This is a genomic window from Variovorax ginsengisoli, assembly GCF_030811835.1.
In the GTDB taxonomy this organism is placed as follows: Bacteria; Pseudomonadota; Gammaproteobacteria; order Burkholderiales; family Burkholderiaceae_C; genus Variovorax; species Variovorax ginsengisoli_C.
This window is the reverse complement of record NZ_JAUSRO010000004.1, coordinates 136560-162861: the sequence shown is the minus strand read 5'-3', so window position 1 is coordinate 162861 and position 26302 is coordinate 136560. Positions and strand designations below refer to the sequence as shown.

At 66.7% G+C, this 26302-nt stretch carries 22 protein-coding genes; 11 read left to right on the top strand and 11 right to left on the bottom strand.

Annotated features, from left to right (window positions below; translation table 11 throughout):
• Positions 1-79: 79 nt before the first annotated feature.
• Together ppk1 and J2W36_RS06940 are read left to right on the top strand one after the other, a co-directional pair.
• A complete protein-coding gene (gene ppk1, locus J2W36_RS06945; RefSeq protein ID WP_307688963.1) occupies positions 80-2224 on the top strand; it encodes a polyphosphate kinase 1 in 2145 nt (714 codons plus the stop codon).
• A gap of 33 nt (positions 2225-2257) precedes the next feature.
• On the top strand, positions 2258-2719 hold the full coding sequence (locus tag J2W36_RS06940) for a SixA phosphatase family protein (RefSeq protein WP_307688962.1): 462 nt from the start codon (positions 2258-2260) through the stop codon (positions 2717-2719).
• 13 nt (positions 2720-2732) lie between these two features.
• On the opposite strand, the gene J2W36_RS06935 is transcribed toward J2W36_RS06940, so the two are convergent.
• Positions 2733-4250, bottom strand: coding sequence for a Ppx/GppA phosphatase family protein (locus tag J2W36_RS06935; RefSeq protein ID WP_307688961.1), 1518 nt, complete (start codon positions 4248-4250; stop codon positions 2733-2735).
• A 186-nt stretch (positions 4251-4436) separates the two neighbouring features.
• Here J2W36_RS06935 and pstS point away from each other — a divergent pair, with 186 nt between their 5' ends.
• From pstS to phoR, 7 genes are all read left to right on the top strand, one after another.
• Complete coding sequence (pstS, locus tag J2W36_RS06930) at positions 4437-5474, top strand: phosphate ABC transporter substrate-binding protein PstS (protein ID WP_307688960.1); 1038 nt, start codon at positions 4437-4439, stop codon at positions 5472-5474.
• Positions 5475-5492: 18 nt separating this feature from the next.
• Positions 5493-6566: a phosphate ABC transporter permease PstC gene (gene pstC / locus J2W36_RS06925; protein ID WP_307688959.1), complete on the top strand. Its 1074-nt coding sequence runs from the start codon at positions 5493-5495 to the stop codon at positions 6564-6566.
• A complete protein-coding gene (pstA, locus tag J2W36_RS06920; protein ID WP_307688958.1) occupies positions 6563-7447 on the top strand; it encodes a phosphate ABC transporter permease PstA in 885 nt (294 codons plus the stop codon). The genes pstC and pstA overlap by 4 nt, the downstream gene beginning before the upstream one ends.
• A gap of 16 nt (positions 7448-7463) precedes the next feature.
• Complete coding sequence (gene pstB / locus J2W36_RS06915) at positions 7464-8243, top strand: phosphate ABC transporter ATP-binding protein PstB (RefSeq protein WP_307688957.1); 780 nt, start codon at positions 7464-7466, stop codon at positions 8241-8243.
• A 118-nt stretch (positions 8244-8361) separates the two neighbouring features.
• Entirely contained in the window at positions 8362-9063 is a 702-nt protein-coding gene (gene phoU, locus J2W36_RS06910) for a phosphate signaling complex protein PhoU (protein ID WP_307688956.1), read from the top strand.
• Positions 9064-9079: 16 nt separating this feature from the next.
• A complete protein-coding gene (phoB, locus tag J2W36_RS06905; protein ID WP_307688955.1) occupies positions 9080-9772 on the top strand; it encodes a phosphate regulon transcriptional regulator PhoB in 693 nt (230 codons plus the stop codon).
• A 41-nt stretch (positions 9773-9813) separates the two neighbouring features.
• Complete coding sequence (phoR, locus tag J2W36_RS06900) at positions 9814-11148, top strand: phosphate regulon sensor histidine kinase PhoR (RefSeq protein WP_307688954.1); 1335 nt, start codon at positions 9814-9816, stop codon at positions 11146-11148.
• 36 nt (positions 11149-11184) lie between these two features.
• Here phoR and J2W36_RS06895 read toward each other — a convergent pair whose 3' ends face one another.
• Positions 11185-12885 carry an electron transfer flavoprotein-ubiquinone oxidoreductase gene (locus tag J2W36_RS06895; RefSeq protein WP_307688953.1) on the bottom strand — a complete coding sequence of 567 codons (1701 nt, stop codon included), beginning with the start codon at positions 12883-12885 and terminating at the stop codon, positions 11185-11187.
• A 172-nt stretch (positions 12886-13057) separates the two neighbouring features.
• Between J2W36_RS06895 and J2W36_RS06890 the strand changes: the two genes are divergently transcribed.
• Entirely contained in the window at positions 13058-13480 is a 423-nt protein-coding gene (locus tag J2W36_RS06890; protein WP_307688952.1) for an acyl-CoA thioesterase, read from the top strand.
• A gap of 51 nt (positions 13481-13531) precedes the next feature.
• Here J2W36_RS06890 and J2W36_RS06885 read toward each other — a convergent pair whose 3' ends face one another.
• From J2W36_RS06885 to J2W36_RS06855, 7 genes are all read right to left on the bottom strand, one after another.
• The gene (locus J2W36_RS06885) at positions 13532-13990 is read right to left on the bottom strand and encodes a copper chaperone PCu(A)C (RefSeq protein ID WP_307688951.1); all 459 of its coding nucleotides are present in this window, start codon (positions 13988-13990) and stop codon (positions 13532-13534) included.
• A gap of 33 nt (positions 13991-14023) precedes the next feature.
• A complete protein-coding gene (locus J2W36_RS06880) occupies positions 14024-14665 on the bottom strand; it encodes a TIGR02466 family protein (protein WP_307688950.1) in 642 nt (213 codons plus the stop codon).
• Between the two features lie 8 nt (positions 14666-14673).
• Positions 14674-15636 (bottom strand): HupE/UreJ family protein, encoded by a 963-nt coding sequence (locus tag J2W36_RS06875; protein WP_307688949.1) that lies wholly within the window; start codon positions 15634-15636, stop codon positions 14674-14676.
• On the bottom strand, positions 15633-16451 hold the full coding sequence (locus J2W36_RS06870) for a peptidylprolyl isomerase (protein WP_307688948.1): 819 nt from the start codon (positions 16449-16451) through the stop codon (positions 15633-15635). Before J2W36_RS06870 ends, J2W36_RS06875 begins: the two co-directional genes overlap by 4 nt.
• A gap of 49 nt (positions 16452-16500) precedes the next feature.
• The gene (locus J2W36_RS06865) at positions 16501-19116 is read right to left on the bottom strand and encodes a fused MFS/spermidine synthase (RefSeq protein ID WP_307688947.1); all 2616 of its coding nucleotides are present in this window, start codon (positions 19114-19116) and stop codon (positions 16501-16503) included.
• Positions 19117-19208: 92 nt separating this feature from the next.
• The gene (locus tag J2W36_RS06860) at positions 19209-21314 is read right to left on the bottom strand and encodes a PHP domain-containing protein (protein ID WP_307688946.1); all 2106 of its coding nucleotides are present in this window, start codon (positions 21312-21314) and stop codon (positions 19209-19211) included.
• Positions 21315-21357: 43 nt separating this feature from the next.
• Positions 21358-21846 carry a hypothetical protein gene (locus J2W36_RS06855; protein WP_307688945.1) on the bottom strand — a complete coding sequence of 163 codons (489 nt, stop codon included), beginning with the start codon at positions 21844-21846 and terminating at the stop codon, positions 21358-21360.
• A gap of 252 nt (positions 21847-22098) precedes the next feature.
• Between J2W36_RS06855 and J2W36_RS06850 the strand changes: the two genes are divergently transcribed.
• Complete coding sequence (locus tag J2W36_RS06850; RefSeq protein ID WP_307688944.1) at positions 22099-24183, top strand: TonB-dependent receptor; 2085 nt, start codon at positions 22099-22101, stop codon at positions 24181-24183.
• Here J2W36_RS06850 and J2W36_RS06845 read toward each other — a convergent pair.
• Positions 24180-25523 carry an ATP-binding protein gene (locus J2W36_RS06845; protein WP_307688942.1) on the bottom strand — a complete coding sequence of 448 codons (1344 nt, stop codon included), beginning with the start codon at positions 25521-25523 and terminating at the stop codon, positions 24180-24182. The two genes, J2W36_RS06850 and J2W36_RS06845, sit on opposite strands and share 4 nt — an antisense overlap.
• The gene (locus J2W36_RS06840; RefSeq protein WP_307688941.1) at positions 25520-26197 is read right to left on the bottom strand and encodes a response regulator; all 678 of its coding nucleotides are present in this window, start codon (positions 26195-26197) and stop codon (positions 25520-25522) included. The genes J2W36_RS06845 and J2W36_RS06840 overlap by 4 nt, the downstream gene beginning before the upstream one ends.
• Positions 26198-26302 lie beyond the last annotated feature (105 nt).

Below are 26302 nucleotides of genomic sequence, written 5' to 3'. Positions count from 1 at the left end.
ATAAGTCATGTGCACCGTCGACACTGTCATATTTCCACCGGCTAGCACCTCGGTGCCCGATGTTCCAGAATCCGTGACCATGTCGTCTCCCCCTGCAGTGCGTGAGGCAGCCCCGGCGGCGCCCACGCTGACCCTTCTCGATCGCGACCACAGCATCCTGGCGTTCAACGAGCGCGTGCTCGACTGGGCCGAACGCTCCACAGTTCCACTCATCGAACGACTGCGCTATCTGTGCATCGTTTCGTCCAATCTCGACGAATTCTTCGAAGTCCGCGTAGCACCCCATCTCATCGCCGACAGCGTCGGCGACCAGGCCGGCGCCTATTCGATCGAATCGTACGAAAAGCTGTCGGCTGCCGCCCATGCGCTGGTGGCCAAGCAGTACGCGCTGTACAACGATGCGCTGATGCCGGCCTTTGCCGTCCACGACCTGCATATCATTTCGCACGGCGAGCGCACGCCGCTGCAACGCAAGTGGGTGTACGACTACTTCGAGCGTGAAGTGCGGCCATTGCTCATTCCGGTCGGGCTCGATCCGTCGCACCCGTTTCCGCAGGTCGCCAACAAGTCGCTGAACTTCATCGTGCGCCTGGGCGGCAAGGACGCCTTCGGCCGCGAGAATCCGATCGCCATTCTCAAGGTGCCGCGCGTGCTGCCGCGCCTGATCCGCATGCCGGCCAAGGTGTCGGGTGGCAAGACGTTGTTTGTGGCGCTGTCGAGCATCGTGCGCGCCCATCTCTCGAGCATGTTCCCGGGCCGGGAGGTTGGTGAGTTCTCGCAGTTCCGTGTCACCCGCCATTCCGATCTCGCCGTGGACGAGGAAGACGTCAAGAACCTGCGAACTGCCCTGCGCCAGGGGCTGCAGCATCGCCACTACGGGCAGGCCGTGCGGCTGGAAGTGTCGGCCAGCTGCGCCGAATCGCTCGCGACCTTCCTGCTGGCGCAGTTCAACCTGCCCGCGCAGGCGCTGTACCGCGTGCATGGGCCAGTCAACCTGGCCCGCTTGACCCAGCTCATCGACCTGATCGACGAGCCCCGCTTCCAGGCCCTGCGTTTCACGCCCTATCAGCCCTCGTTCCCGGTCACGCTGTCGCCCGGCCAGTCCTTTTTCGACCGGCTGCAGCGCAGCGACGTGCTGATCCACCAGCCGTTCGAGAGCTTCGACGGCGTGCTGGCCTTCCTGCGCGAGGCGGTGAATGACCCGCAGGTGCTGGCCATCAAGCAGACCATCTACCGGACCGGAACGGATTCCGAGCTGATGGACCTGCTGCGCGAAGCCGTGCGCCGCGGCAAAGAGGTGATGGTGGTGGTCGAGCTGAAGGCGCGCTTCGACGAAGAAGCCAACATCAACTGGGCCGAGATGCTCGAGTCGATCGGCGCCCAGGTGGTCTACGGCGTCGTCGGCCTGAAGACGCATGCCAAGATGCTGCTGGTGACGCGCCGCGAGGGCAAGCAGATGCGTCGCTACGGCCATCTCTCCACCGGCAATTACAACCCGCGTACGGCCAAGCTCTACACGGACATCAGCCACCTCACGACCGACGCGCTGCTCACTGCCGACATGGAAGCCGTGTTCGTGCACCTGGCCAGCCAGAGTCGCCTGCCCAAGCTCAACCGGCTGTGGCTGGCGCCCTTCGACCTGCACCGCAACCTGGTCACGCAGATCGATGCACTCGGTGCAGCGGCCGAGCAGGGTGAACCGACCCGCATCGTCGCCAAGATGAACGCGCTGACGGACGACGCGCTCATTGCAGCGCTGGTTCGCGCCGGGCAGAAGGGCGTGAAGATCGACCTGATCGTGCGCGGTGCCTGCACCTTGCCGGCGCAGGTGCCCGGCCTCACCGACAACATCCGCGTGCGCTCGGTCATCGGCCGCTTCCTGGAGCATTCGCGGGTCTTCTATTTCCGCAATGGCAAGGACGAGTCGCTGTACCTGTCGAGCGCCGACTGGATGAACCGCAACATGATGCGCCGGGTCGAGCTGGCCTGGCCGGTGACCGACCCGAGCCTGCGCCAGCGCCTCATCGACGAATGCCTGGTGGCCTACCTGCACGATGGCCGCGATGCCTGGGACCTGGGTGCCGACGGCATTTACCGCCGTGTCGACGGTGACACCCATCCGGGTGAAGAGGGCGCTTCGCGCTCGATCGAAGCGCACGGCGCGCAGGCCGCGTTGATGGGCCGCTATGCCTCGCGCGGACTGCACCGCGGCGGCCGCGCTTGACGCGCACCGACCGCATCCCCACGGAGATTGCATATGGACCTCATTTTCTGGCGACATGCCGAGGCTGACGATTGGACCGAAGGCTGCGACGACATGCAGCGTTCATTGACCGCGCGAGGCGAAAAGCAGGCCAAGCGCATGGCCGGCTGGCTCGACCGCCAGCTGCCTGAAGGCACCCGCATCGTGTGCAGTCCTGCGCGCCGCTGCGAGCAGACGGCGCTGGCGCTGGGCCGCAAGTACAAGCTGCGCGCCGAACTCGCACCCGACACCACGCCCGAAGCTTTGCTGGAGGCGGCAGGCTGGCCCAACGGGCGTTCGGTGGTGCTGGTGATCGGCCACCAGCCGGCGCTCGGTCAGGCCATTTCCGTGCTGCTGGGCTTGCAGCAGGAAAGCTGCCCGGTGCGCAAGGGGTCCGTCTGGTGGATTCGCACGCGTGAACGCGACGGCGACGTGCAGACGGTGGTCGTCACAGTGCAGGCGCCAGAACTGCTGTAACGAGCGCGGCGCCTCAGAAGCCCGCAGGCAGTTCGACGCGCCAGTTGGTCTTCTGCCAGGCCAGCATCTCTTCGCGCAGCAGATGCGCAGACTGGGGGTAGGCTTCGGGCCAACCCTTGTTGCAGCTGAGCGTGAAGACGCGTCCCGAGGCGGCGACCTTCAGCGCTTGCGGATCGGGATCACGGCGTGCGTGGCACAGGATCACCGCCAGGCGCAGCGCCAGCAGTTGCGCGACCATCACTTCGTCTTCGAGCGCGGCTTCCAGCTTGCGCAGCTTGCCGCGATGACCGAGCACGAGCTGGCTGAGCTGGTGCAGTTCGTTGGTCGCGAAGCCGGGCGCGTCCGCGTTGTCCAGAATGTACGCGCCGTGTTTGTGATAGTCGCTGTGCGAGATGTGGGCGCCGATTTCGTGCAACTGCGCGGCCCAACCCAACTTGCGCAGCGCCCGGCCCGAACGGCTGGCGTTGCTGGCATCCCGGGCGCTCGGGTCGATCTGCAGGTACAGCGCGGCCGCGCACTGGCTCACCCTCTGGGCTTGCGCCGCATCGACCTCGAAACGCGCTGCCAGCCGAGCCACCGTCGCCGCGCGCAGATCGGCCACGCTGTCGTCGCGTTCGAGCAATTCGTAGAGCACGCCATGGCGCAACGCACCCTGGGCCACCTTCATCTCGCGGATGTCCAGCAGGTCGAACACTGCGCGCAGCACGCTGACGCCACCGCCGATCACTGCCTTGCGGTCTTCGCGCATGCCATCGATGCGAAGCTTGTCAACGCTGCCGGCCTTGAGCAGCCGCTCCAGCAGCCAGTCGAGCCCTTCGCGGGTGACCACACCCACCGGCGCCCCGGAAGCCACCAGCACGTCACTCACGGCACCGATCGTTCCGGAAGCACCATACGCCACGTCCCATTGATCGGACGAATAGGTACCCAGGGCGTCGTCGAGCACCGCCTTGGCCGCGATTTCGGCCGAGCGAAAGGCTGAAGGCGTGAACTGCCCTTGCGGGAAATGCTTCATCGACCACGCAACGCTGCCCACACGGTACGACTCCATCACCTGTGCCGTGAGTGCATGGCCGATGATCATCTCGGTCGAGCGACCGCCGATGTCCACCACCAGCCGCCGTTCCCGGTCGGATGCCTCGTTGTGAGGCAGCATGTGCGCCACGCCCTGGTAAATGAGGCGTGCCTCTTCGCGGCCGGGAATCACGTCGATGCCGAACCCCAGCACAGTGCGCGCGCGCAGCAGGAATTCGTCGCGGTTGCGCGCTTCGCGCAGCGTCTGCGTGGCGACGGCGCGCACCTGCGAGCGCTTGAAGCCGGCCAGCCGCTCTCCAAAGCGTGCCAGCGCGTCCCAGCCGCGCTGCATGGCTTCCGGCGTCAGATTGCGAGCACTGTCCAAACCGTTGCCTTGCCGCACGGTTTCCTTGAGGTACTCCGTGCGATGAATTTGGCCGTGATCGACCCGCCCGATTTCGAGGCGAAAACTGTTGGAGCCGAGATCGACTGCGGCGAGGAGGGTACCGTTTTGCATGTGCGTCGATGGTAGCCGCAGCCGCGCAGTCATTGCGTGACGTTTGTATGACAGCGTCACAGAGCACGCCTGGAAAAAGAGGGCTTTTCCCTCGTGGCGCGGGGTGTCATATCGTTGTCACAGAAGCTTTCTAAAGTCCGCATCAACCCGAATCCGGGATCGATTGCTCTTCACAAAGGAAGCTCCATGAAAACCACCATCAAATTCGCAGCAGCCAGCTTCGTGGCCGCCGCCTTCGCCCATGTCCCGGCTTTCGCACAGGATGTGACCGGCGCAGGCGCCAGCTTCCCGGCGCCGCTGTATTCCAAGTGGGCCAGTGACTACAACAAGGCCACCGGTGTCAAGGTGAACTACCAGTCGGTGGGTTCGGGTGCCGGCCTCAAGCAGATCGAAGCCAAGACCGTCGATTTCGGCGCTTCCGATGCACCACTCAAGGACGACGAACTGGCCGCCAAGGGCCTGACGCAGTTCCCCACCGTCATCGGTGGCGTGATCCCCGTGGTCAACATCCAGGGCATCAAGCCGGGCGACCTCAAGCTGAGCGGCCAGGTCCTGGGCGATATCTACCTGGGCAAGATCACCAAGTGGAACGATCCGGCCATCAAGGCACTGAACGGCTCGCTCGAACTGCCCGACGCCGCCATCGCTCCGGTGCGCCGCGCCGATGGTTCGGGCACCAGCTTCCTGTTCACCAACTACCTGAGCAAGGTCAACACCGAATGGAAGAGCAAGGTCGGTGAAGGCACGGCAGTGAACTGGCCCGTCGGTACCGGCGGCAAGGGCAACGAAGGCGTCGCCGCTTTCGTCAAGCAGCTGCCCAACTCGATCGGTTACGTCGAATACGCCTACGTCAAGCAGAACAAGATGACGTTCGCGCAGATGCAGAACGCCTCCGGCGCTTTTGTCTCGCCAGAAGACACCGCGTTCAAGGCCGCCGCAGGCGCCGCCCAGTGGGACAAGAGCTTCTATCAGGTGCTGACCAACCAGGCCGACAAGGGTGCCTGGCCGATCACTGGCGCCACCTTCATCCTGATGCAGAAGGTACAGGACAAGCCGGCCAACGCTGCGAGCGTGCTGAAGTTCTTCGAGTGGGCCTACAAGTCCGGCGACAAGACTGCCGACGACCTCGACTACGTGCCGATGCCCGACAGCGTCAAGGCCATCATCGCCAAGTCGTGGGGTGAGATCAAGGACACGTCCGGCAAGGCCATCGCAGTCAAGTAATCAGAATACGGCGCGCCCATGAGCCATCCCCCGCTCGACGGCGCGCCGAATTTGGAGCGACCTGTGTCATCCACCTTCCCCACTTCCGCATCGCCCGTCGACCGCCTGGCCGACGGCGCGCGCGCTTCTTCCAACCTGCCGCCGGCCAAGCGCCCGCGCACCGGCGCAGGCACCGATCGCCTCTTCGGCATGGCCGCCAAGGGCGCCGCGCTGCTGACGCTGGCCATGCTCATCGGCATCCTGGTCTCCCTGATCATCGGCGCCTGGCCTGCCATTTCGAAGTATGGCCTGGGCTTCCTCACGAGCAGCGTCTGGGATCCGGTCAAGGACGAGTACGGCGGCCTGGTGATGATCTACGGCACGCTGGCCACGTCGCTCATCGCACTGGTGATTGCCGTTCCGGTGAGCTTTGGCATTGCGCTGTTCCTCACGGAACTCTCGCCGGCCTGGCTCAAGCGTCCGCTGGGCACCGCCATCGAACTGCTCGCCGCCGTGCCATCCATCGTGTACGGCATGTGGGGCCTGCTGGTGTTCGGGCCGATCCTGTCGACCTATGTGCAGCAGCCGCTGCAAAAGCTGCTCCACGGCGTGCCCATTCTCGGCAGCCTGGTCACCGGCCCGCCCGTGGGCATCGGTATCCTGTCGGCTGGCATCATCCTGGCCATCATGATCATTCCGTTCATCGCTTCGGTGATGCGCGATGTGTTCGAAGTCACGCCACCGCTGCTCAAGGAGTCGGCTTATGGCCTGGGTTCGACCACCTGGGAGGTGGTCTCCAAGGTCGTGTTGCCCTACACCAAGGCAGGCGTCGTGGGCGGCATCATGCTCGGCCTGGGCCGTGCACTGGGCGAGACCATGGCGGTGACGTTCGTGATCGGCAACACCAACCAGCTCAATTCGCTGTCGGTGTTCGAGGCTGCCAACAGCATCACCTCGGCGCTGGCCAATGAGTTCGCCGAAGCCGGCGCAGGCCTGCATCAGGCCGCGCTGATGTACCTCGGCCTCGTCCTGTTCTTCATCACCTTCGTCGTGCTGTCGCTGTCCAAGCTGCTGCTCCAGCGCATGAAGAAGAGCGAAGGCACCAAGTCATGACCACTGCAGAAAAATTGCTGGCCGCGCAAACGCTCAACGCCACGCGCGCCGCCCGTTTCGCCAGCCGCAAGCGCGTCAATCAAATCGCGCTCACGCTGTCCCTGGCGGCCATGACCTTCGGCGTGTTCTGGCTCGTGTGGATCCTGTGGGAAACGCTGCGCCAGGGCATTGGCGGCCTCGCGCTCGCCACTTTCACCGAAATGACGCCGCCGCCCAATGAAGAGGGCGGCATCGCCAACGCGCTCTTCGGCTCGCTCGTGATGGTGGCCATGGCCACCTTCGTGGGCACGCCGATCGGCATCATGGCCGGGATCTACCTGGCCGAATACAACCCGAAGGGCTGGTTGTCGGCCGTCACGCGCTTCGTCAACGACATCCTGCTGTCGGCGCCCTCGATCGTGATCGGCCTGTTCGTCTACGCGGTGGTCGTTGCCTATTTCAAGACCTTCTCCGGACTGGCTGGTGCGCTGGCCCTGGCGCTGATCGTGATTCCGGTGGTCATCCGCACGACCGAGAACATGTTGCAGCTGGTGCCGCCTGGCCTGCGCGAAGCCGCCTACGCACTGGGCACGCCCAAGTGGAAGGTCATCATGAGCATCACGCTGCGCGCGGCCCGCGCTGGGGTGGTCACGGGCATCCTGCTGGCCGTGGCACGCATTGCCGGCGAAACCGCGCCGCTGCTGTTCACCGCGCTGAACAACCAGTTCTGGACGGCGGACCTTTCGCAACCGATGGCCAGCCTGCCCGTGACCATCTTCAAGTTCGCGATGAGCCCCTACGAGAACTGGCAGAAGCTGGCATGGGCCGGCGTGTTCCTGATCACCGTCGCGGTGCTCGGACTCAACATCCTTGCGCGGGTCCTGACCCGCTCCAAACACTAGACAAAGAGGCACACGCATGCCAGCAACCATCACGCAAGCAGAACGTTCGAAGATCTCGGTCAAGGACCTGAACTTCTACTACGGCAAGTTCCATGCGCTCAAGGGCATCAACCTGGAGATTCCGGAGAACAAGGTCACGGCGTTCATCGGCCCGTCAGGCTGCGGCAAGTCGACGCTGCTGCGCACCTTCAACCGCATGTTCGAGCTCTACCCGGAGCAGCGTGCCGAGGGTACCATCGCGCTGGACGGCGAGAACCTGTTGACCTCCAAGCAGGACGTGGCTCTGATCCGCGCGAAGATCGGCATGGTGTTCCAGAAGCCGACCCCGTTCCCGATGTCGATCTATGACAACATCGCGTTCGGCGTGAAGCTTTTCGAAAACCTGAGCGCCAGCGACATGGACGACCGTGTCGAGTGGGCACTCAAGAAGGCGGCGCTGTGGACCGAAGTGCGCGACAAGCTCCAGCAAAGTGGCTCCGGCCTGTCCGGTGGCCAGCAGCAGCGGCTGTGCATCGCACGCGGCATCGCGATCAAGCCCGAGGTGCTGCTGCTCGACGAGCCGTGCTCGGCGCTGGATCCGATCTCCACGGCCAAGATCGAAGAACTGATCGCCGAGCTCAAGAGCGAGTACACCGTGGTGATCGTGACCCACAACATGCAGCAGGCAGCCCGCTGCAGCGACTACACCGCCTACATGTATCTGGGCGACCTGATCGAGTTCGGTGCGACGGAGCAGATGTTCTTCAAGCCGCAGCGCAAAGAGACCGAGGACTACATTACCGGCAGGTTCGGATGAACCCCCAGTCTCCGCGCACTTCGTGTCGCTTCGCCAACCCCCTTGAGGGGGCAACACCAGCGGCCCGGCAAAGCCGGTTCCGCGGTGTTCCGGCTGAATCCAATCAAGAGGTAACCCTATGACCGAAAAACATTTGTCCAGCCAGTTCGACAGCGAACTCAATGGCGTGTCCTCGCGCGTGATGGAACTCGGCGGCATGGTGGAATCCCAGATCCACCAGGCGGTCTACGCACTCGCGCAGTTCGACCCCGAAGCCGCCGACCGCGTGATGGAAACGGAAGTGCGCGTCAATGCGATGGAAATCGAGATCGACCGCGAACTGTCGTCGATCATCGCGCGTCGCCAGCCGACCGCCCGCGATCTGCGCCTGCTGATCGCCATCTCCAAGACCACAGCCAACCTCGAACGCGTGGGTGACGAGGCCAACAAGATCGCGCGCATGGTCAAGTCGATCATCGAGAGCGGTTCGGCCCGCGCGCTGCCGTCGACCGAACTGCGCATCGCCGCCGACATGGCCTCGGGCCTGCTGCGCAAGGCGCTCGACGCGTTCGCACGCCTGGACACCGCGGCCGCGCTGTCGATCCTCAAGGACGACGACCTGATCGACAAGGAGTTCGACGGCTTCGTGCGCAAGCTGGTCACCTACATGATGGAAGACCCGCGCACGATCTCCGCCAGCCTCGACCTGCTGTTCCTGGCCAAGGCCATCGAGCGCATCGGCGACCACGCGAAGAACATTGCGGAATTCATCATCTACATCGTCAAGGGTGCCGACGTGCGGCACACTTCGATGCAGGAAATCGAGTCAGCGCTGCAGTAGCGCCACACCAAAGCGAATGAAAAAACCACGCGTCCTGATCGTCGAAGACGAATCCTCGATCGCCGAGCTGATCGCCGTCAACCTGCGCCACAACGGCTTCGAGCCGATCTGGTCGGAGGACGGCGCCGCAGCACAGCGCGAGATCGACGCTTTCCTGCCCGACCTCATCCTGCTCGACTGGATGCTGCCGGGCCAGAGCGGACTGCAACTTGCGCGCCACTGGCGCAAGGACCCACGCACCAAGGTGATCCCGATCCTCATGCTGACCGCACGTGGCGACGAGCCCGACAAGGTCGCGGGTCTGGATGCCGGTGCCGACGACTACATCACCAAGCCCTTTTCCACGCAGGAGATGCTCGCGCGCATCCGTGCCGTGCTGCGCCGCCGTGCACCGGAGACGGCGACCGAGCGCATCGAGATCGGCGAGCTGGTGCTCGACACCGCCACGCACCGCGTGACCTGGCAGGGCGCCCCGCTGAAAGTCGGGCCGACCGAATTCAAGCTGCTGGGCTACCTGATGCAGCATGCCGAACGCGTGCACAGCCGCGCACAGCTGCTCGACAAGGTGTGGGGCGACCATGTCTACATCGAGGAGCGTACCGTCGACGTGCATGTCAAGCGACTGCGCGAATCGCTGGGCGCCGCCGCAACGATGGTGGAAACCGTGCGCGGCGCCGGCTACCGGCTGACCGCACAGGCCACCGTCTGATCCTGTCTGCCCGTCCGGCCTGCGCCGGATAATCGCGCGCCATGCCATTTCGTCTCTTTGCATTCCTGCTGGCCTCTGCTGCGCTGGCAGGTGTTGCCATGCTGTTCGGTGTCCGCTACCTCTGGCTCGGCGCATGGCTGGGCGCCTTGCTCTGGCTGGCACTCGACGCCTGGCGTGCTCAGCGCCTGCTGCATGTGTTGCGCACCGACGTCTCCAGCCTCCCGGCCCGCGGTGCGGGCGTGTGGGGCGAGATCGCCGAGCGCATACGCAAGTTGCTGCGCGAGCGCGACCAGCAGGTGCGCCAATCCGAAGACCGGCTGCAGGAATTCCTCGCCGCCATCCAGGCCTCCCCCAACGGCGTGGTGCTGCTCGACGAACAGGGGCGCATCGAATGGTCGAACCAGACGGCGGCTGCGCAGTTCGGCATCGATATCGAACGCGATCTGCTGCAGCATCTGGTCAACCTGGTGCGCGACCCGACGTTCGTCGCTTACCTGGCCTCGTGGAACTACAGCCGCGACGTGGTCATCGACGGTCCGGCGTATTCGCACGAACAGCGCGCGCATCCGGTGCGGCTGTCGGTGCAGGTGCATCCCTACGCAGGCAACCGCCGCATGCTGCTCACGCGCGACGTCACTTCGCTCGAACAGGCCGAGGCCATGCGCCGCGACTTCGTGGCCAACGTCTCGCACGAGATCCGCACGCCGCTCACCGTGCTGGCAGGCTTCGTCGAAACGCTGCAGAACCTGCCGCTCGAACCCGATGAACGCGTGCGCTACCTGGCGCTGATGGCGCAGCAATCGCATCGCATGGAGACGCTGGTCAACGACCTGTTGACGCTGTCGCGCCTGGAAGGCAGCGCCGCGCCGACATTCACCCAATGGACCCGCGTGCGCGCGCTGATGGCGCATTGCGAGGACGAGGGACGGGGTCTGTCGAGCCGGCTGTCACCCCAGCACGGACACCGGCTCTCGTTTGCCGTGGAGGCCGATTCGGAGTTGGGCGGTGTGCCCACCGAACTGCAGAGCGCCATGTCGAACCTGTTGAGCAACGCGATCCGCTACACACCCGGCGGTGGCGAAATCGGCGTCACCTGGCGGCTCCTGCCCGACGGGCGCGGTGAGTATGCGGTGCGTGACAGCGGCCCCGGCATTGCCGCCGAGCACATTCCACGGCTGACCGAGCGCTTCTACCGTGTCGACCGCAGCCGTTCGCGAGAAACCGGCGGCACCGGCCTGGGGCTGGCCATCGTCAAGCACGTGGCACAGCGCCACGGCGCCGAGTTCCGCATCGAGAGCACGGTGGGGCAGGGCTCCCGCTTCGCGCTGATCTTCCCGGTGTCCCGGGTGCGCGAGGCGCGTGCCCTGCTGCGCTGAGCGACACCGCGTAGCACGGGAGGGTGCGACGGGTGGTTACATGCCCGTGTAGTTCGGGCCGCCACCACCCTCGGGCGTGACCCAGACGATGTTCTGCGTCGGGTCCTTGATGTCGCAGGTCTTGCAGTGCACGCAGTTCTGCGCATTGATCTGCAGGCGTTCCTTGCCGGCGTTGGCCTCGTCGGGTACGAACTCATAGACGCCGGCCGGGCAGTAGCGCGCCTCGGGGCCTGCGTATTCCGGCAGGTTGATGCGCGTGGGCACCGTCGCGTCCTTGAGCGTCAGGTGCGCTGGCTGGTTTTCCTCGTGGTTCGTGTTGCTGATGAACACGCTGGAGAGCCGGTCGAAGGTGAGCTTGCCATCGGGCCTGGGGTAGACGATCTTCTTGCAGGCCGAGGCCGGCTTCAGGCGCTTGTGGTCGGGCTCGGTGCGGTGCAGGGTCCATGGGATGCGCCCGCGCAGCACGAACTGCTCGATGCCCGTCATGACCGTGCCCACGGCCAGGCCCTTCTTGAACCACTGCTTGAAGTTGCGCGCCTTGTGCAGCTCGGTGTGCAGCCAACTCTTTTCGAAGGCGGCGGGGTAGGCCGACAGTTCGTCGTGCTGGCGGCCGGCCATCACCGCGTCGAATGCGGCTTCGGCGGCCAGCATGCCTGTCTTGATGGCGGCATGGCTGCCCTTGATGCGGCTCGCGTTCAGGTAGCCGGCCTCGCAGCCGACCAGCGCGCCGCCCGGGAACACCGTCTTGGGCAGCGACAGCAGGCCGCCGGCCGTGATGGCGCGCGCGCCATAGCTCAGGCGCTTGGCCGGCTTCAAACCCTTGTCCTGGCCTTCGAGGTACCAGCGGATGTTCGGGTGGGTCTTGAAGCGCTGGAACTCCTCGAACGGGCTCATGTGCGGATTCTGGTAGTCCAGGCCGACCACGTAGCCGATGATGAGCTGGTTGTTCTCCGCGTGGTAGACGAACGATCCGCCATAGGTGTCGTTGGGCAGCGGCCAGCCGGCCGTGTGGATGGCCAGGCCAGGCTGGTGACGGGCCGGGTCGATTTCCCACAGTTCCTTGATGCCGATGCCGTAGCTCTGCGGGTCCTTGCCGTCGTCGAGCTTGTACTTGGCGATCAACTGGCGGCCCAGGTGGCCGCGCGCACCTTCGGCGAACACCGTGTACTTGCCCAGCAGTTCCATGCCCAGCTGGAAGTTCTCGGTCGGCTCACCGTCCTTGCCGATGCCCAGGTTGCCGGTGGCCACGCCGCGCACCTTGCCGTCTTCGGTGTAGAGGACTTCAGCCGCCGGGAAGCCCGGGAAGATTTCGACGCCCAGGTTCTCGGCCTGCTGCGCGAGCCAGCGCGTGACATTGCCCAGGCTGACGATGTAGTTGCCCTCGTTGTGGAAGTTGTGCGGCAGCAGGAAATTAGGGGTGCGCGTGGCGCCCTTTTCGCTGAGCATCAGGAAGGCGTCTTCCGTCACTGGCTGGTTCAGCGGCGCGCCGAGTTCCTTCCAGTTGGGCAGCAGTTCGTTCAGGCCGCGCGGATCCATGATGGCGCCCGAGAGAATGTGCGCGCCGGGCTCGGAGCCCTTCTCCAGCACCACGACCGAGATTTCCTTGTCGTTGGCCGAGGCCAGTTGCTTCAGGCGAATGGCAGTCGACAGGCCGGCGGGTCCGCCACCGACCACGACAACGTCGTATTCCATGGCTTCGCGGGGACCGAACTGGGCAATGATTTCGTCGTGGGTCATCAAGGGTCTCGTCAATAATGATTCGGGTACCCGGCACCGCTGGGCACCGCACTTTGTGACATTTTATGCGGCGCTCCGGGCCGTCCCCTGTCATCCAGGAGCGCCAATCTCCCCGGGGGCGTCCCTGCAGCCGGCGTCGCCTGCGCGATGCAGCCCCAAGAAAAGAGAGACCATGAGAATCGAGATTCCCGAGCAGAAGAAGCTGGTTTACGAGATGTCCATCGCCATCCGGTGGGGCGACATGGACGCGATGGGCCATCTCAACAACGGCAGCTACTTTCGCTACATGGAGACGGCGCGCATCGACTGGATGCGCGCGATCGGCTTCCAGCCCGACCCGGACGGAGAAGGCATGGTCATCGTCAATGCCTTCTGCAACTTCTACCGCCAGCTCGAATACCCGGGCGACGTGCTGCTGAAGATGTACGCCAGCGACCCGGCCCGCACCACCTTCGAGACCTGGGCCACCATGGCGCGCGCCGACGCGCCCGACATCCTCTGCGCGGCCGGTGGCGCGACCACCATCTGGGTCGATTTTCCGAAGCAGAAGGCGATGGCACTGCCCGAGTGGCTGCGCGCGCTGGTCACGGCCTGAGCGCAGGGCGCCGGCCGTGCATCCGGCCGTGCATGGAAGACCGGTCGGTACTCAGTGCGCGCCGACCGACACCATCACCTGCAGGGCGCCCGCCTTCTCGAAGACCACCGTCATCTGGTAGCTGCGGCCCCATTGCAGCGGCACCTTCAGGTTGCGCAACACCATGTGCGGCTGGTCCTTGCCGAAGTCGAGCTGGTCGGCCGGTGCGATGTCGATGGCCTCCAGCCGCGGGGCGGATGCCTCGTCGCCGCCGCGGAACTCCACCGTCTCGGCGTAGGGCGTGCTGGCGCGGATCAGGCGGTCCTTTCTGCTGACGTTTTCCATCTTGAAATAGATCGGTGCGGATGCCAGCTCGCCTTCGGGCGTCGGGTCGGCCCAGGGGTGGATGAGGGTGAAGTCCAGGCTGTAGTACTCGTGCGTCGAGGCGGCGATCGGCGAGAGCGCCAGTGCCAGCAGGAAAGCGCGCCGCAGGGGCGCGGCGAGGCGGAAGGCGTGTCGTGAGGTCGTCATGGCGTCAGGCAAGTGGGAGCGGGCGTTCCGGGCTCAGATGGAGAAAGACATCGAATAGCCCCACGCATCGAGCCGATCCGGCATGGCGTTGAAGGCGAGGGTGCTGCGCGTGGCGCCGCGGTTCACTGGCACCTCGTGCAGCAGGTAGCTCGGGAACAGCAGCAGGTCGCCTGCGGCCGGCGTCGGCCCGATCCAGCGTTCGGCGTTGAAGGGGCCGGTGCTGCTGCGCGGGTTGGCGTTGCTGAACACGTAGTCGCGCCCGCCGAGGCTGCGGATGAAGGTCGTGTTGCTCGCCGGCTCGCACGCGCTCAGGTAGAGCACGCCCGAGACAAAGCTGTTGGCATGGTTGTGCATCGCCTGCTGGCCGCCGGCCTGCATCACGTTGAGCCACATCTCCTTGATGCGCCACTGCAGCGCCTCGCCGAAGAGCAGCGTGCCGAATTCGCGCAGCGGCGCATCCAGGCGCTGTGCCACCTCGCGCAGCAGCGGCGCGTCCTGCGGCGACAGCAGGCGGCTGTGCGACAGCGCGTCGGAGCGATGGTTGGCCTGCGACAGGTCGCCACCCAGCTGCGCGTGCAGCCCGGCGACCAGCGTGGTGTCGATGCAGCCCTCGACGCGCATCACGGGCGTCGGGAACAGTTCGAAGATCTGCGCGCGGGGGGGAGCGGATGCCATGCGCGCGATCAACCGGCGATCGCCACGATGCGCGAAATGGTCCAGAAACTGGCCAGCGCGCCGATGCCATAGAGCGCCGGCCGCTTCACCAGCGGCGCGAAGGAATAGCGCCGCAGCAGCACCGTCAGCCCCCACGCCAGCGCGACCACCATCAGCTGCCCGGCTTCCACGCCGAGGTTGAAGCTCAGCAGCGCGACCAGGATGTTCTGCTGCGGCAGCCCGATGTCCTTGAGCGCGCCGGCGAAGCCCAGTCCGTGGATCAATCCGAACAGAAAGGCGACGAGCGCGGGCCAGCGTCGGCTCCAGGTCTGCCGGTCGTGCAAGGCCTCGGCGGCGACCAGCACGATCGACAGCGCGATGGTGGCCTCGACCGGTGGTGAGCGCAGCGTCAGCCAGCCCAGCGCGCTGGCCGCCAGCGTGAAGCTGTGCGCCAGCGTGAACGCCGAGATGGTGCCGATCAGCCGCTTGTTCAGCCCGACCAGGAACAGCAGGCCGATGACGAACAGCAGGTGGTCGATGCCGCTCAAGATGTGCTCGACGCCGAGGATGCCGTACACCTTGGCCAGCTCCAGGCCACCGCGTTCGTCGCGCGCGCCGCCGAAGAGCTGCACGCTGGGCTGCGCACCGCTGAGCGTGTGGACGCTCTGCTGGCCGTCGCGCCAGTAGATGTGCACCAGCGCCGCCGAATAGGCCTTGCCCACGCCGTCGATCGCCAGCGTGCCCGCCATCGGCCCCGCGCATTGCACCGTCTGCGCGTCGCCCGTGCAGCCCTCCGGCCAGATCGGCGTGAGTTCCTCGGAGACCGGCCGGTTCTTTCCCGGCACGCCCCAGGACCAGACGAACTGACCCGTGGCGACTTCGCGCATCGTCATCTCGGCGATGCTCATCTCGTGCGCTCCCGCACCGGCCGCGTGCCAGCCGACGGCCAGCGCGAACAGCGCGCGCAGCGCCAGACGCCACATGGCCTTCATGACGGTTGCCCCTCGGTACGGACGGTGTACTTCCGGCCCATCTCATGCACGGCGTCGGTCAGGCGCTGGGCTGTGGCGTCGTCCTTCCAGTCCTGCAGGACGGCGTCCTTCATGTCGTCGAACTTCGCCGTGGAGCCCGGCTTGATGGCTTCGACACGGACCACGCGCAGACCGGCGCTGCTTGGGACGGCCTGCCATTCGCCGAGCTTGAGCTGGGTGAGCTGGTCGACGAACGCGACGCCGTAGCTCTCGACCAGGTTGGCCCGCGGGCGGTCCTTGAAAACGCGCAAGTCGCTCTGCGTGTCGCTTCTGGCGGTGCCGTTGAGGGCGTGGGCGAAGGTCTCCAGCGACTCGGGCGTGCTGTCGCCGACCACCACCGCCTCCATGAAGTCGTAGCGGGCCGGCGTGTCGTAGCGGTCGTGGCGCGCCTCGAACCAGGCGCGCAGTTGCGGCTCGTCGATGGCCGGCAGGCTGATGCCGCTGCGGGCGATGCTCATGGCCTTGAAGATCACGCGTTCGCGGATGGTGCTGTCGCCGCGGTCCAGGCCGAGGGAAACGCCTTCGCGGTACAGCACCTCGTTGTCGACCCAGCGGTCGATGAGCTTCTTCATGTCGCCGGGCGTCGGCTCGCGCTGCATGCCGGCGACGAAGATCTCACGCACCTCCTTCTGCACGTCGGCCCCCACGACGATCGTCTGCGGGTTTTCGCGGCGGGCGTTGAGCACGTGGTCGGCGCCGAACAACAGCAGGCCGAGGCAAAGGAAGTGAAGCAGCGGCTCGCGGGCGGCACGTTTCAGGGCGTTGGAGAGGTCCATGGGAGGGTGGTAGATCGAAAGAGAAATGGGTTGGGAAAGCGCTCGGCGTTCAGGGTGTGGCGCTGTGGGGGCAGCGTGCGCCCAGCGCGTCGAGGGCGGTGGTGACGGCCAGGGCGCGCGCCGGATCGCTGCCGCGCAAGGCGTTGGCCATTGCCGCCAGCGGTTCGCAGGCGGGGCGGAATTCGGGGCTCTGGCGCAGCAGGCCCATCAGCGGCATCTGCACGCGCTGCAGCATCTCGCCCGTGTCGGCGACGGGCCGCACGGTCGCACCGAATTCGAGGTAGCGCTGGCGCGCGTCCCAGTACGCCTGCATGCGGTCGGCTTCGGCGTCGTGTGGCTGGCGCAGCAGTTCGATGGGGTGAGGCTGCAGTTCGCGCAGCAACTGCATCAGCCGCTGGCGTGGCGTCGACGGCGGTGCGTAGGTCGCCCAGGGCGCGTGGTGCACGACCACGGGGCGATCGTCGGTGTTGGCGACGGCGCCTCGGGCAAATCGCGCGAGCGTCGCCGGGCCGGCGAGCACGCTGCCGACCACGGCAAATTCGTCCTCGAAATGCGCCGCGGCCCGCTGTGACGGGCCTGCAGCCCGAGCGAGTCGCGCCCGCACGGCCGCCAGGTCGATGGCCGGGTCGTCGGGCCGTGCAACGAGGCCCAGCACGGGCGTGTCCAGGCTGTTGCTGGCCAGCACGGCGATGGCGTCCGGATACACGGCAAGGAAGGCCGCGACGATGCTGCGCAGCGTTTCGAGGTCCATCTGGTGCAGCGCCAGCCACTGGCAGAAGACGCCGCCGGGCGCCAGGCGTGCACGCACCGCGGCGAACTGCTCCACCGTGTAGAGCGCGCCGGCACCGCTGCGCGCCGGATGGAACAGGTCGGCCACGATCACGTCGTAGTGCGCGTCGGACGCCTGCACGAAGCGCCGCGCGTCGGCCGGCACGACATGCAGGGGTTGCAACGGCACCGGTGCGGCCGGTGACTTCGCAAACAGCGCGGCGGCCGTGATCACCTCGGGCAGCAATTCGACCGCGTGCACCTGCAAGCCCGGCTCCTGGGACGCGGCCGCCGCGGTGAAGCCGGTGCCCAGCCCGAGGAAGAGCGCCTGCCGGGGCGCCGCCGTGTGCAGCAGCAGCGGCAGTTGTGCCAGCCGCCACTCGACCAGCCCGCTGGCGCTGCTGCCTTCCTGCGCGCGATTGTTGATGCGCAGGCGGGCCACGCCGTCGGCGTCGGCGACCACGCTCACGGCGGCCATCACGCCGTCGTCGTAGCTCAACACCCGGCCGCCATCGGGCACGTCGATGAAACGCAGGTTCGAGCCCCACAGCGCCAGCGTGCCGGCCAGCATGGCGATCACCAGGGTCCGTGGGTGTCGCCAGCGCGCCGGCGACTGCAGCAGCAGGTAGCCCGCAACCATCAGCGCCAGGCCCATCGGTGCGCCGAGCGCGGGCACGAGCCACACGCCCACCAGCGCAGGGGCGAGGGCCGCGCCCGCGGTGTTGAGCGCCAGCGCACGCCCGAGCGGTAGCCCGCCGGACTGCGCCTCGATGCACAGGTGTGTGAACAGTGCGCCCATCACCAGCGTCGGCGCCGCCATGGCCGCTGCGGCCGCCAGCGCTTCGCCGGCAAGCGCACCGGCCACGCCGGGGCCGAGCCAGCGGGCTGGCCAGGCACACAGCACGTCGGCCGCGCCGAGGGCGACGCCCGACAGCAGCACCGCCCCCGCCAGCGCGAGCAGCAGCCGGTCGCGCCATGGGCGCGGATCGACCGCGCGATGCGCCAGCCGTTGGTAGATCGCCGCTCCCGCCGCAGTGCCGAGCAGGTAGACGGCGAGCAACAGGGCGTAGCTGTAGACGGTGCTTTCGGTCACCTGGCTGAGGACGCGCACGGCGAGCACCTCGTAGCCGATGCCGAGCAGGCCGGTGGCCACCAGCAGGGGCGGCACGCGCCGGTCGGCGGCCTGTGTCTGGGGGTGCGACACGGCATTCGGTGCGACCGGCGCATCCCGCCAGAGCCACCAGGCCAGCACCGCGCACAGCGCATTCGACGCAGCGCAGAGCAGGGCGGTGCGCAGCAGCCCGCCGTGCGGGATCGCGATGAACACTGCCAGCAGCAGGCCAAGCACCGCGCCGAAGGTGTTGGCCGCATAGAGCCCGCCAAGGCGGCTGCGCGCTGCACTCAACTGGCGTTCGAGCGCAGGCAGGGTGGCGCCCATCGCCGCGCTGGCGGGCAGCAGCAGAAACAGCGGGGCAAGGAAGGCGACCGTCCAGTGCCGCAGCACCGACGGTTCGGGGCCGATCAGCAGCGCCGTGGCGCTGATCAGCGAAGGCATGGCGACGGTGAGGGCCAGGCCCCAGGCCAGCAGCATCATCTCGCAGCCGGCATACCAGCGTCCTGGCCAGCGGCTGTGCGCCAGGGTGCGGCCCAGCAGCTGCGCACCAAGGGCCAAGCCACCGAAGAAGGCGGCCAGCACGGCCAGTACTGCGACGATCTCATGGCCCATCGCGGCGCCGAATTCGGCGGTCCAGACCATCTGCCATGCCAGTGCAGCAGCGCCGGACAGAACCATCAGCAGATGGGCAAGGGGAAGTTCCAGGCGTACGCCGCCCGCACTGCGTGCGGACGATATTTCAGGGGCGGCGCCTCGCGAGGCGCTCCAGGTTTTTTCGGACATCGGATGCAAGGCCTGTACCGCCGCGCCATGGCGCAAAAGGCACGGCAGACACACTGTGCCTGCCGTGCCGAACGGGAACGGGCCGTGTTCGCTTACTTGATGCCGGCGACCTTGACGGTGTTCACGACCTCGACGAACACCGGGTTGCTGTAGAACCAGAGGTCCGACCAGCCGGCCACGTCATAGCTCGAATACTTCGTGCCGTTGAGCGTGCGCATGTGCGCCGGGCAGGCAGCGTCGCTGCAGGGGATCTTGCCCGGCAGGGTGCCGTCGGCCGGGTTCGACGTGAAGTCGAGCAGCGGGTTGCCGTCGGCATCGGTCTCGAAGGGCACCGAGGCTGGCAGGTTGGTGCCGCGCAGGCGGAAGTACTGCGATGCCTTGGCGGCCGGAACGATGTAGCTCATTGTGCGCGTACCGTCGGCCTGGGCCGTCCAGTTCGTGCTGTTGAACACCTTCACCACCTTGGCCGTCTTGTTGGTCGCTGCCTTGGAGCCCAGCGCACCGGCGTAGTTCGCCGTGTCCGACGGGCTGACCATGCCGGTCACCATGCCGTTGATCACGTCCACGTGGTCGAGCACCGGCGCATTCAGCGGCTGCGTGATGTTGACCTGCTTGAGCGACGGGTTCGGGAACGAATACGGCGAGTTGTTGGTGCCCGGCGGATCGCGCAGCACGGCCGTCACCACCAGGTCCGTGCCGGGGCGCACGACCAGCTTCTCGCCCATCGTCGCGCAACCGTTGATGCGCACGTCGCCATTGGCCGCCGTGGCGTTCTGGCCGGCCTTGCCGTACAGGGCGTGCACGGCGTTGCGCGGCAGGCCCGGATTGGCGGCGCAGACCGTGAACGACAGGCGGTCGATCAGCTGGCCGTTGGCGACGAAGCTGTTGCCGCTGCGCAGGCCGTTGATGATGCCGCTGGCGGTGAGTTTGTCGCTGCCCTTGCGCACCATGACGTAGTCGCGCGTGTATTCGCCGGGGAAGAAGTCGGCGTTGGTTTCGCGCTGGTCGGGGCCGAAGCTGCCACGGTTGTGGAAGTCGGAGCTCGCGAAGAAGAACCAGTTGCGTCCTTCGCCCAGCAAGGCGTCCCAGACGCCGCCGACTGCCGCCGCATAGACGCCGGCGCCGCCATAGGTGCCGCCGCCCACTGCGCCGGTGCTGTAGCTGCCGCGCTCACCTTCGGCCTGGTGGCCGGGCATCGACTCGAAGCCGAACGCGATCTGGGGCGCGGTGTTGTTGAAGTCGCGCAGGTGCTCGATGTTGTAGCCCTTGCTGGCGGTCGGGCTGTACGCGCCGGCACGTTCGAGGTGAGCCGGCACGAAATAGCTGGCCGTCGGCGCCTTCTCGTTCATCCACTTGATGCCTTCGAGGGTCTTCAGGTGGCCGAGGTCGGGCGTGGCAGAACTGTTGTTGCCAGTGATCTTGCGTGCAGTCGCGTCGACCAGGCTGTTGTTGTTGCTGCCGCCCACGGTGCAATCCCACTGGTTTTCCGCGCCGCGGCTGGTGTCGCTGTCGCTGCGGTCGAAGCAGTATTCGTACTGCGCCTGCAGGGCGGCACTGCCGGCGGCGCCGGTTGCTGGCCAGGGCAACTGGCCCGGCAACACGTTGGTCGACACGTGCTCGTGGCCGGGCGCGTTCTGTTCCACGCCGATCCAGATCGGCTTGTTGCGCGCGCGGCTCTCGGCTTCGGCCACGGGATACTGGTATTCCTTGATTTCCTGCCAGCGCCACATGGCCTTGGGCGTGGCGCTGCCATCACCCTTGATGCCGGCGCGCCCGTTGGGCAGCGTCGCTTCCCAGGTCTGGTTCGGGCCCTTGCCCGTGCTGGCCGGCTGGCCGCTGCCGGGGTAGGTGTTCGGCGGGTACGGGCCCGTCGTGCTGTTCGTCAGGCCCAGGCCTGTGGGCACGGGCTCGAACGGGTCTTCGGCCAGCGTGCAGTTGCGCGTGCTGCTGCCGCCGTGGTCGGCCTGCACGAACCAGTCGAGGCCGAAGGTCTTGGCCGACTTGTCGACCAGCTTCTGCACCGACAGCGTTCCGTCCGAGCAGGTCGTGTGGTTGTGAAAGTCGCCCGCGACGTAGGTGCCGCTGGCCTTGGTGTCGGCGCGGTCGGCGGCCTGGGCCGAGTTCAGGGAAAAGGTGGTGATGCTGGCCAGCGCGACGAGCGCCAGCGCCGTATCGCGCAAGGGGAAAGGGATCGTCATGACAGGATTTCCGGACGTTGATTCGATGGGAGCGAAGGCGGCTTCAGGCTTGCTTCTGGTCGCCAAGCAGGCGGAATTTGCCGCCGCTGAACGACAGGCGTGTGGTGAAAGTGACCGAGGTGGTGTCGACGTCCGTGTTGGTCAGCGTGGCGCTCAGCGTGCACACGTTCTTGCTGTCACAGCCGTTGATCGTGACGGCCGACAGCTTGACGGCCGGGAAGGACGACAGCTCCGTCGAGAAGAGCAGCAGCGCGGCGGCTTCCTGCGTGAGGGCCTCGCGCACCTGCGCCTTGGCGTAGCCGGCATCCACGAAGGTGTCGTCGAAGTTGTCGACGAAGGCTGCATTGGTCAGGCCACCATAGGTGTTGAGGGCCGCGAGGCCGGAACCGTAGTCGGTGGCGAATGAAGCCTGCCTGGCGGAATCGTTGGGCGAGGCGGCCGGGCTGCCGGAGGGTGCGGGCGTGTTGCTGGCGTGGTAGTCGCTACCGCCGCCGCAGGCGGCCAACATGGCCAGCAAGCTGCTGGCGAACAAGAAACGAAGGCGATGACAGGGTCGCATGGCGAGTGCCTTTCTCTGTTGTGAGGGAGTGTCTGAAGGGCGTTTTTTCGGGACGCGAGCGATGCGGCCCCGAGAAGTTCATCCTATTTTTCGACTGTTACGTAGCCGTGAATCTGGTAAGAATTTGGGAACTTTCTTTGGACATCGTGTTCGCGTGGCGGCGTAACGACAGCGTCACCGTGTGACCGGACAATCCGCGCTTTCGCAAAGAACACGAGGGATGAGATGACACGCAGACAGGCACTGGCACGACCGGTGCTATTGAGCGTGGCTTTCGCTGCCGGCGCAGCCTGTGCCCAGCAGAGCCATTTGCCAGAGATCGAGGTGCGCGGACCGCGCGACGCGGCCATCGGTTCAGCCGACAGCGCCAGCGAGGGCGCGGTGGAACGCGAGTCCTACCAGACGCGCCCCAAGCTGCGCCCCGGCGACATCGTCGAGGCGGTGCCCGGCGTCGTGGCCACCCAGCATTCGGGCGACGGCAAGGCCAACCAGTACTTCCTGCGCGGCTTCAACCTCGACCACGGCACCGACTTCGCCGTCAGCGTTGACGGCATGCCGGTCAACATGCCTACGCACGGGCATGGCCAGGGCTTCGCGGACCTCAATTTCCTGATTCCCGAGCTGGTCTCGGGCGTGCGCTACCGCAAGGGGCCGTACTTCGCCGATGGCGGCGACTTCTCGCTGGCGGGAAGCGCGACCCTCGATTACTTCGGCGCGCTCGAAGCACCCTTTGCCGAACTCAGCGTCGGCAGCCACCAATTTCGCCGGCTGCTGGCCGCAGGCTCGCGCACGGTGCAGGACCAGACCTGGCTGGGCGCCATCGAGGTCGAGGGCAACGATGGTCCCTGGGACGTGGCCGAGAACCTCAAGAAGGTCAACGCGGTGCTGCGCTATTCGCAGGGTTCGCCGATGCGCGGGTTCAGCCTGACCGGCATGGCCTACAAGAGCCGCTGGACCGCGACCGACCAAGTCCCACAGCGCCTCATCGACAGCGGCGAGCTGCCGCGCTTCGGCTCGCTCGACCCCAGCGACGGCGGCAACACGCAGCGCGTCAGCCTGTCGGGCAAATGGTTCGACAAGGGGCCGGACGGCGAGACGACGTTGAGCGCCTATGCCATCGACTACCGCTTTCGGCTCTTCTCCGATTTCACCTATTTCCTGAACGACCCGGTGAACGGTGACCAGTTCGAACAGGTCGACCGCCGCCATGTCTTCGGCGCCCAGGCGGCCCGCACGATGCCGACCCGGTTCGGCGGCCTCGACGGCGTGCTGAGCGTGGGTGCGAGCTGGCGTGGCGACCGCATCGGCCAGGTGGGCCTGTACGCCACGCAGGCGCGCGAGCAACTCGGCACCGTGCGCGACGACAAGGTGTCGCAGGACCTCTTGTCGGTGTATGGCCAGCAACTGGTCTACCTGACCGACCGGCTGCGCGGCTATGTGGGGCTGCGTGGCGATGCACTGCGCTACGACGTGCAGGGGCGCGAGCCGGTGTATGGCGCCGTCAACAGCGGCCGCGGTCGCGATTCGCTGGCCAGCCCCAAGGCGGGCCTGGCCTATGCGCTGACGCCGCAGCAGGAGCTCTACCTGAACGCAGGCGTCGGCTTCCACAGCAACGACGTGCGCGGCGCGACCATCACGACCGACCCGGCCTCGGGCCTGCCGGCCGACCGTGTGCCGGCGCTGGTCAAGGGCGTCGGGACCGAAGTCGGATGGCGCCTGCAGCCCAGCGAGGACTTCACCGCGACGCTGGCGCTGTGGCAGCTCAGGCTCGACTCGGAACTGGTCTACGTGGGCGACGCCGGCTCGACCGAGCCGGGCCGCGCCAGCAACCGTCGCGGGGTCGAGGCGACCCTGCGCTGGAAGCTCGACCGGGCATGGCGCCTGGAGCTCGACGGCGCCGTGTCACGCGCCCGCTTTCGCGGCGTGGCGCCGGAAGGCGAGGGCAACTACATCGACAATGCGGTCGAGAAGGTGCTGGCCGCCGGCGTCACCTTCGTCGACGGGCCGCTCACGACGTCGCTGCGGCTGCGCTACCTCGGGCCCCGCGCGCTGGACACGCGGAACACCGAACGCTCGAAGTCATCAACGCTCCTCAATCTGGGCATGCGCTATGCGGTGAACCCGCACCTCACGCTCGGACTCGACGTGTTCAACATGGCCGGGCGCAAAGGCAACGACATCGAGTACGCCTATGCATCGTGCACCGTCGGCGAGGTGGCCCGCGGCGCCTGTGGCGATGGCATCGACGACCGCCATGTGCATCCAATGGAGCCGCGCAGCACCCGGCTGAGTGCGCGCTGGACTTTCTAGGCCCGCTGCAGTCCGATCCTCGCCTCGAAGCCATGCGTCGCACCCGGCAGCGGTGACCGCAGTTCGAGCCACCCGCCGTGCTTCTCGACGATGGTGCTGACGATCGACAGGCCCAGCCCGTAGCCGGCATGCTCAGCACTGTGGCGCACGTGGCGCTGTTGCAGGGTGTGCAACTCGACGTCGTTCACACCCGGTCCGAAGTCGCGAACGATGAGGTGGCCGTCGACGTCGACCTCGATCTCCACAGCGGCTCCCTGGGCATAGCGCAGTGCGTTCTCCACCAGGTTGCGCAACGCGATCGCGAGCGCGTCGACATCGCCGAGTGCGACCGGCGCATCGCCGCTGTCGGGCACCTTCAGGCCGAGCCGGTGGAGTGCGGCCGGCTGTTGCCAGAATTCCTGCGCCACCGTCGCCACCAGTTGCACCAGATCGACCGGGGTGCGCGTGAGAGAGGCGCTCGACTCGGCACGCGAGAGCTGCAGCAGTTTTTCGGTGCGATGGCTGAGCGTGCGCAGTGCATTGAGCGCTGCGACCACGTCGTCGCGGCGCAGGTCGTGCTCCAGCGCGGTCTGCAGGTGCAGCAATGCGGTCGCCAGCGGTGTGCGCAGTTCGTGCGCGGCGTTGGCCGCCAGCGCGCGCTCCACGTCCAGCGACTGCGAGAGCCGGCCCAGCAGATGGTTGACGTGGTCGGTGACCACCTGCAGCTCCTGTGGCATGTCCTGCAGCGGGATCGGACTCAGGTCGGTGCCGCTGCGTCCGGCGATCTGCAGCGACAGGCCTTGCAACACCGCCAGCTCACGGCGCGCGATGCGTCTCAGCAGCAGCGCGAGCAGAGGCAGCACGGCAACCAGCGGGATGATCAGGCCCAGGAGTGTGCGATTGAGCGCCGTGCGTCGCTCCGACAGCGGGTCCGCGACCTGCAGGAAGAGCTTGCGGGTCGGATGGCGCACGGTGTAGATGCGCCACGACGCGTCGTTGGCGAAGCCGACCGCCAGCGGCACATCGAAGGTGTCCGCGGGCGTCTCGGCCGAGCGCAGCAGCACCCGTTCGTTGGCGTCGACGACCTGGAACATCACCGCCGCGTCTGCGAAGATCGGTGTTGGCGCGACCATCGGCCCGGCGTCGGCCTGGGAGGACTGACTGCCCTCGCGCCGGTCGAGGTCTTCCAGCGCGATGTCGAACATGCGGTGAGAGACCTCCACCAGCTCGTGGTCGAAGTTGTAGTTGATCTCGCCGTCCACATACCAGACCACGCCGATCACGCACAACAGCCACACGCCACCCACCCAGCGGATGAGGGTGCGGGTGAGCCGGTCGGCCAGCTTGCCGGCGGGCTTCAAGCGTCACCCTCTTGCGGCTGCCCGACCAGTCGGTAGCCCAGGCCGCGCAGCGTCTGGATGTGGTCGCGGCCGAGCTTGCGACGCAGGCGGCTGATGAACACTTCCAGCGTGTTGCTGTCGGCCTCGTCGTCGAAGCCGTAGAGGGCGTCCTGAAGGTTCTCGCGGGTGTGGATGCGCTCGGGGCGGGTGGCCATCACGCGCAGCAGGGCCCATTCCTTCTGCGTGAGGTTGATCTGCACGCCCAGTTGACTCACGAGCTCGCGCGCGAGGTCGATATGCAGGCTGCCCAGTTCGAGCACCGGTTTGTGCGCAGCGCTGCGTCGCCGCTCGACGGCCCGCAGGCGCGCGAGCAGTTCGGCCGGGTCATAGGGCTTGATCAGGTAGTCGTCGGCACCCGCATCCAGGCCGCGGATGCGGTCGGTCACCTGATCGCGCGCGGTCAGCACGATGACGATCGGGCTGTCGCGCAAGCTGCGGATCTGAGGCAGCAGCAGCAGGCCATCACCGTCGCCCAGGTGCAGGTCGAGCAGCACGGCTGCGTACTGGGCGGCGCGCAGGGCATTGCCGGCCATCGCCAGGCTGCGTACGGCATCGACCACGAAAGCCTTGGCGCGCAGGTAGCCGCAGACCGCATCCGACAGCGCCACATCGTCTTCGACCAGCAGAATCCGCACCAGCACCTCGTTTGAAAAAGAAAGAAGGAAGTCTAGGGCCTTCAGGTAGCGTTCATGAAGCGGGCCTAGGCTCGGCGCCCGGTAGCCCATGCCTCGGCCGGGCTT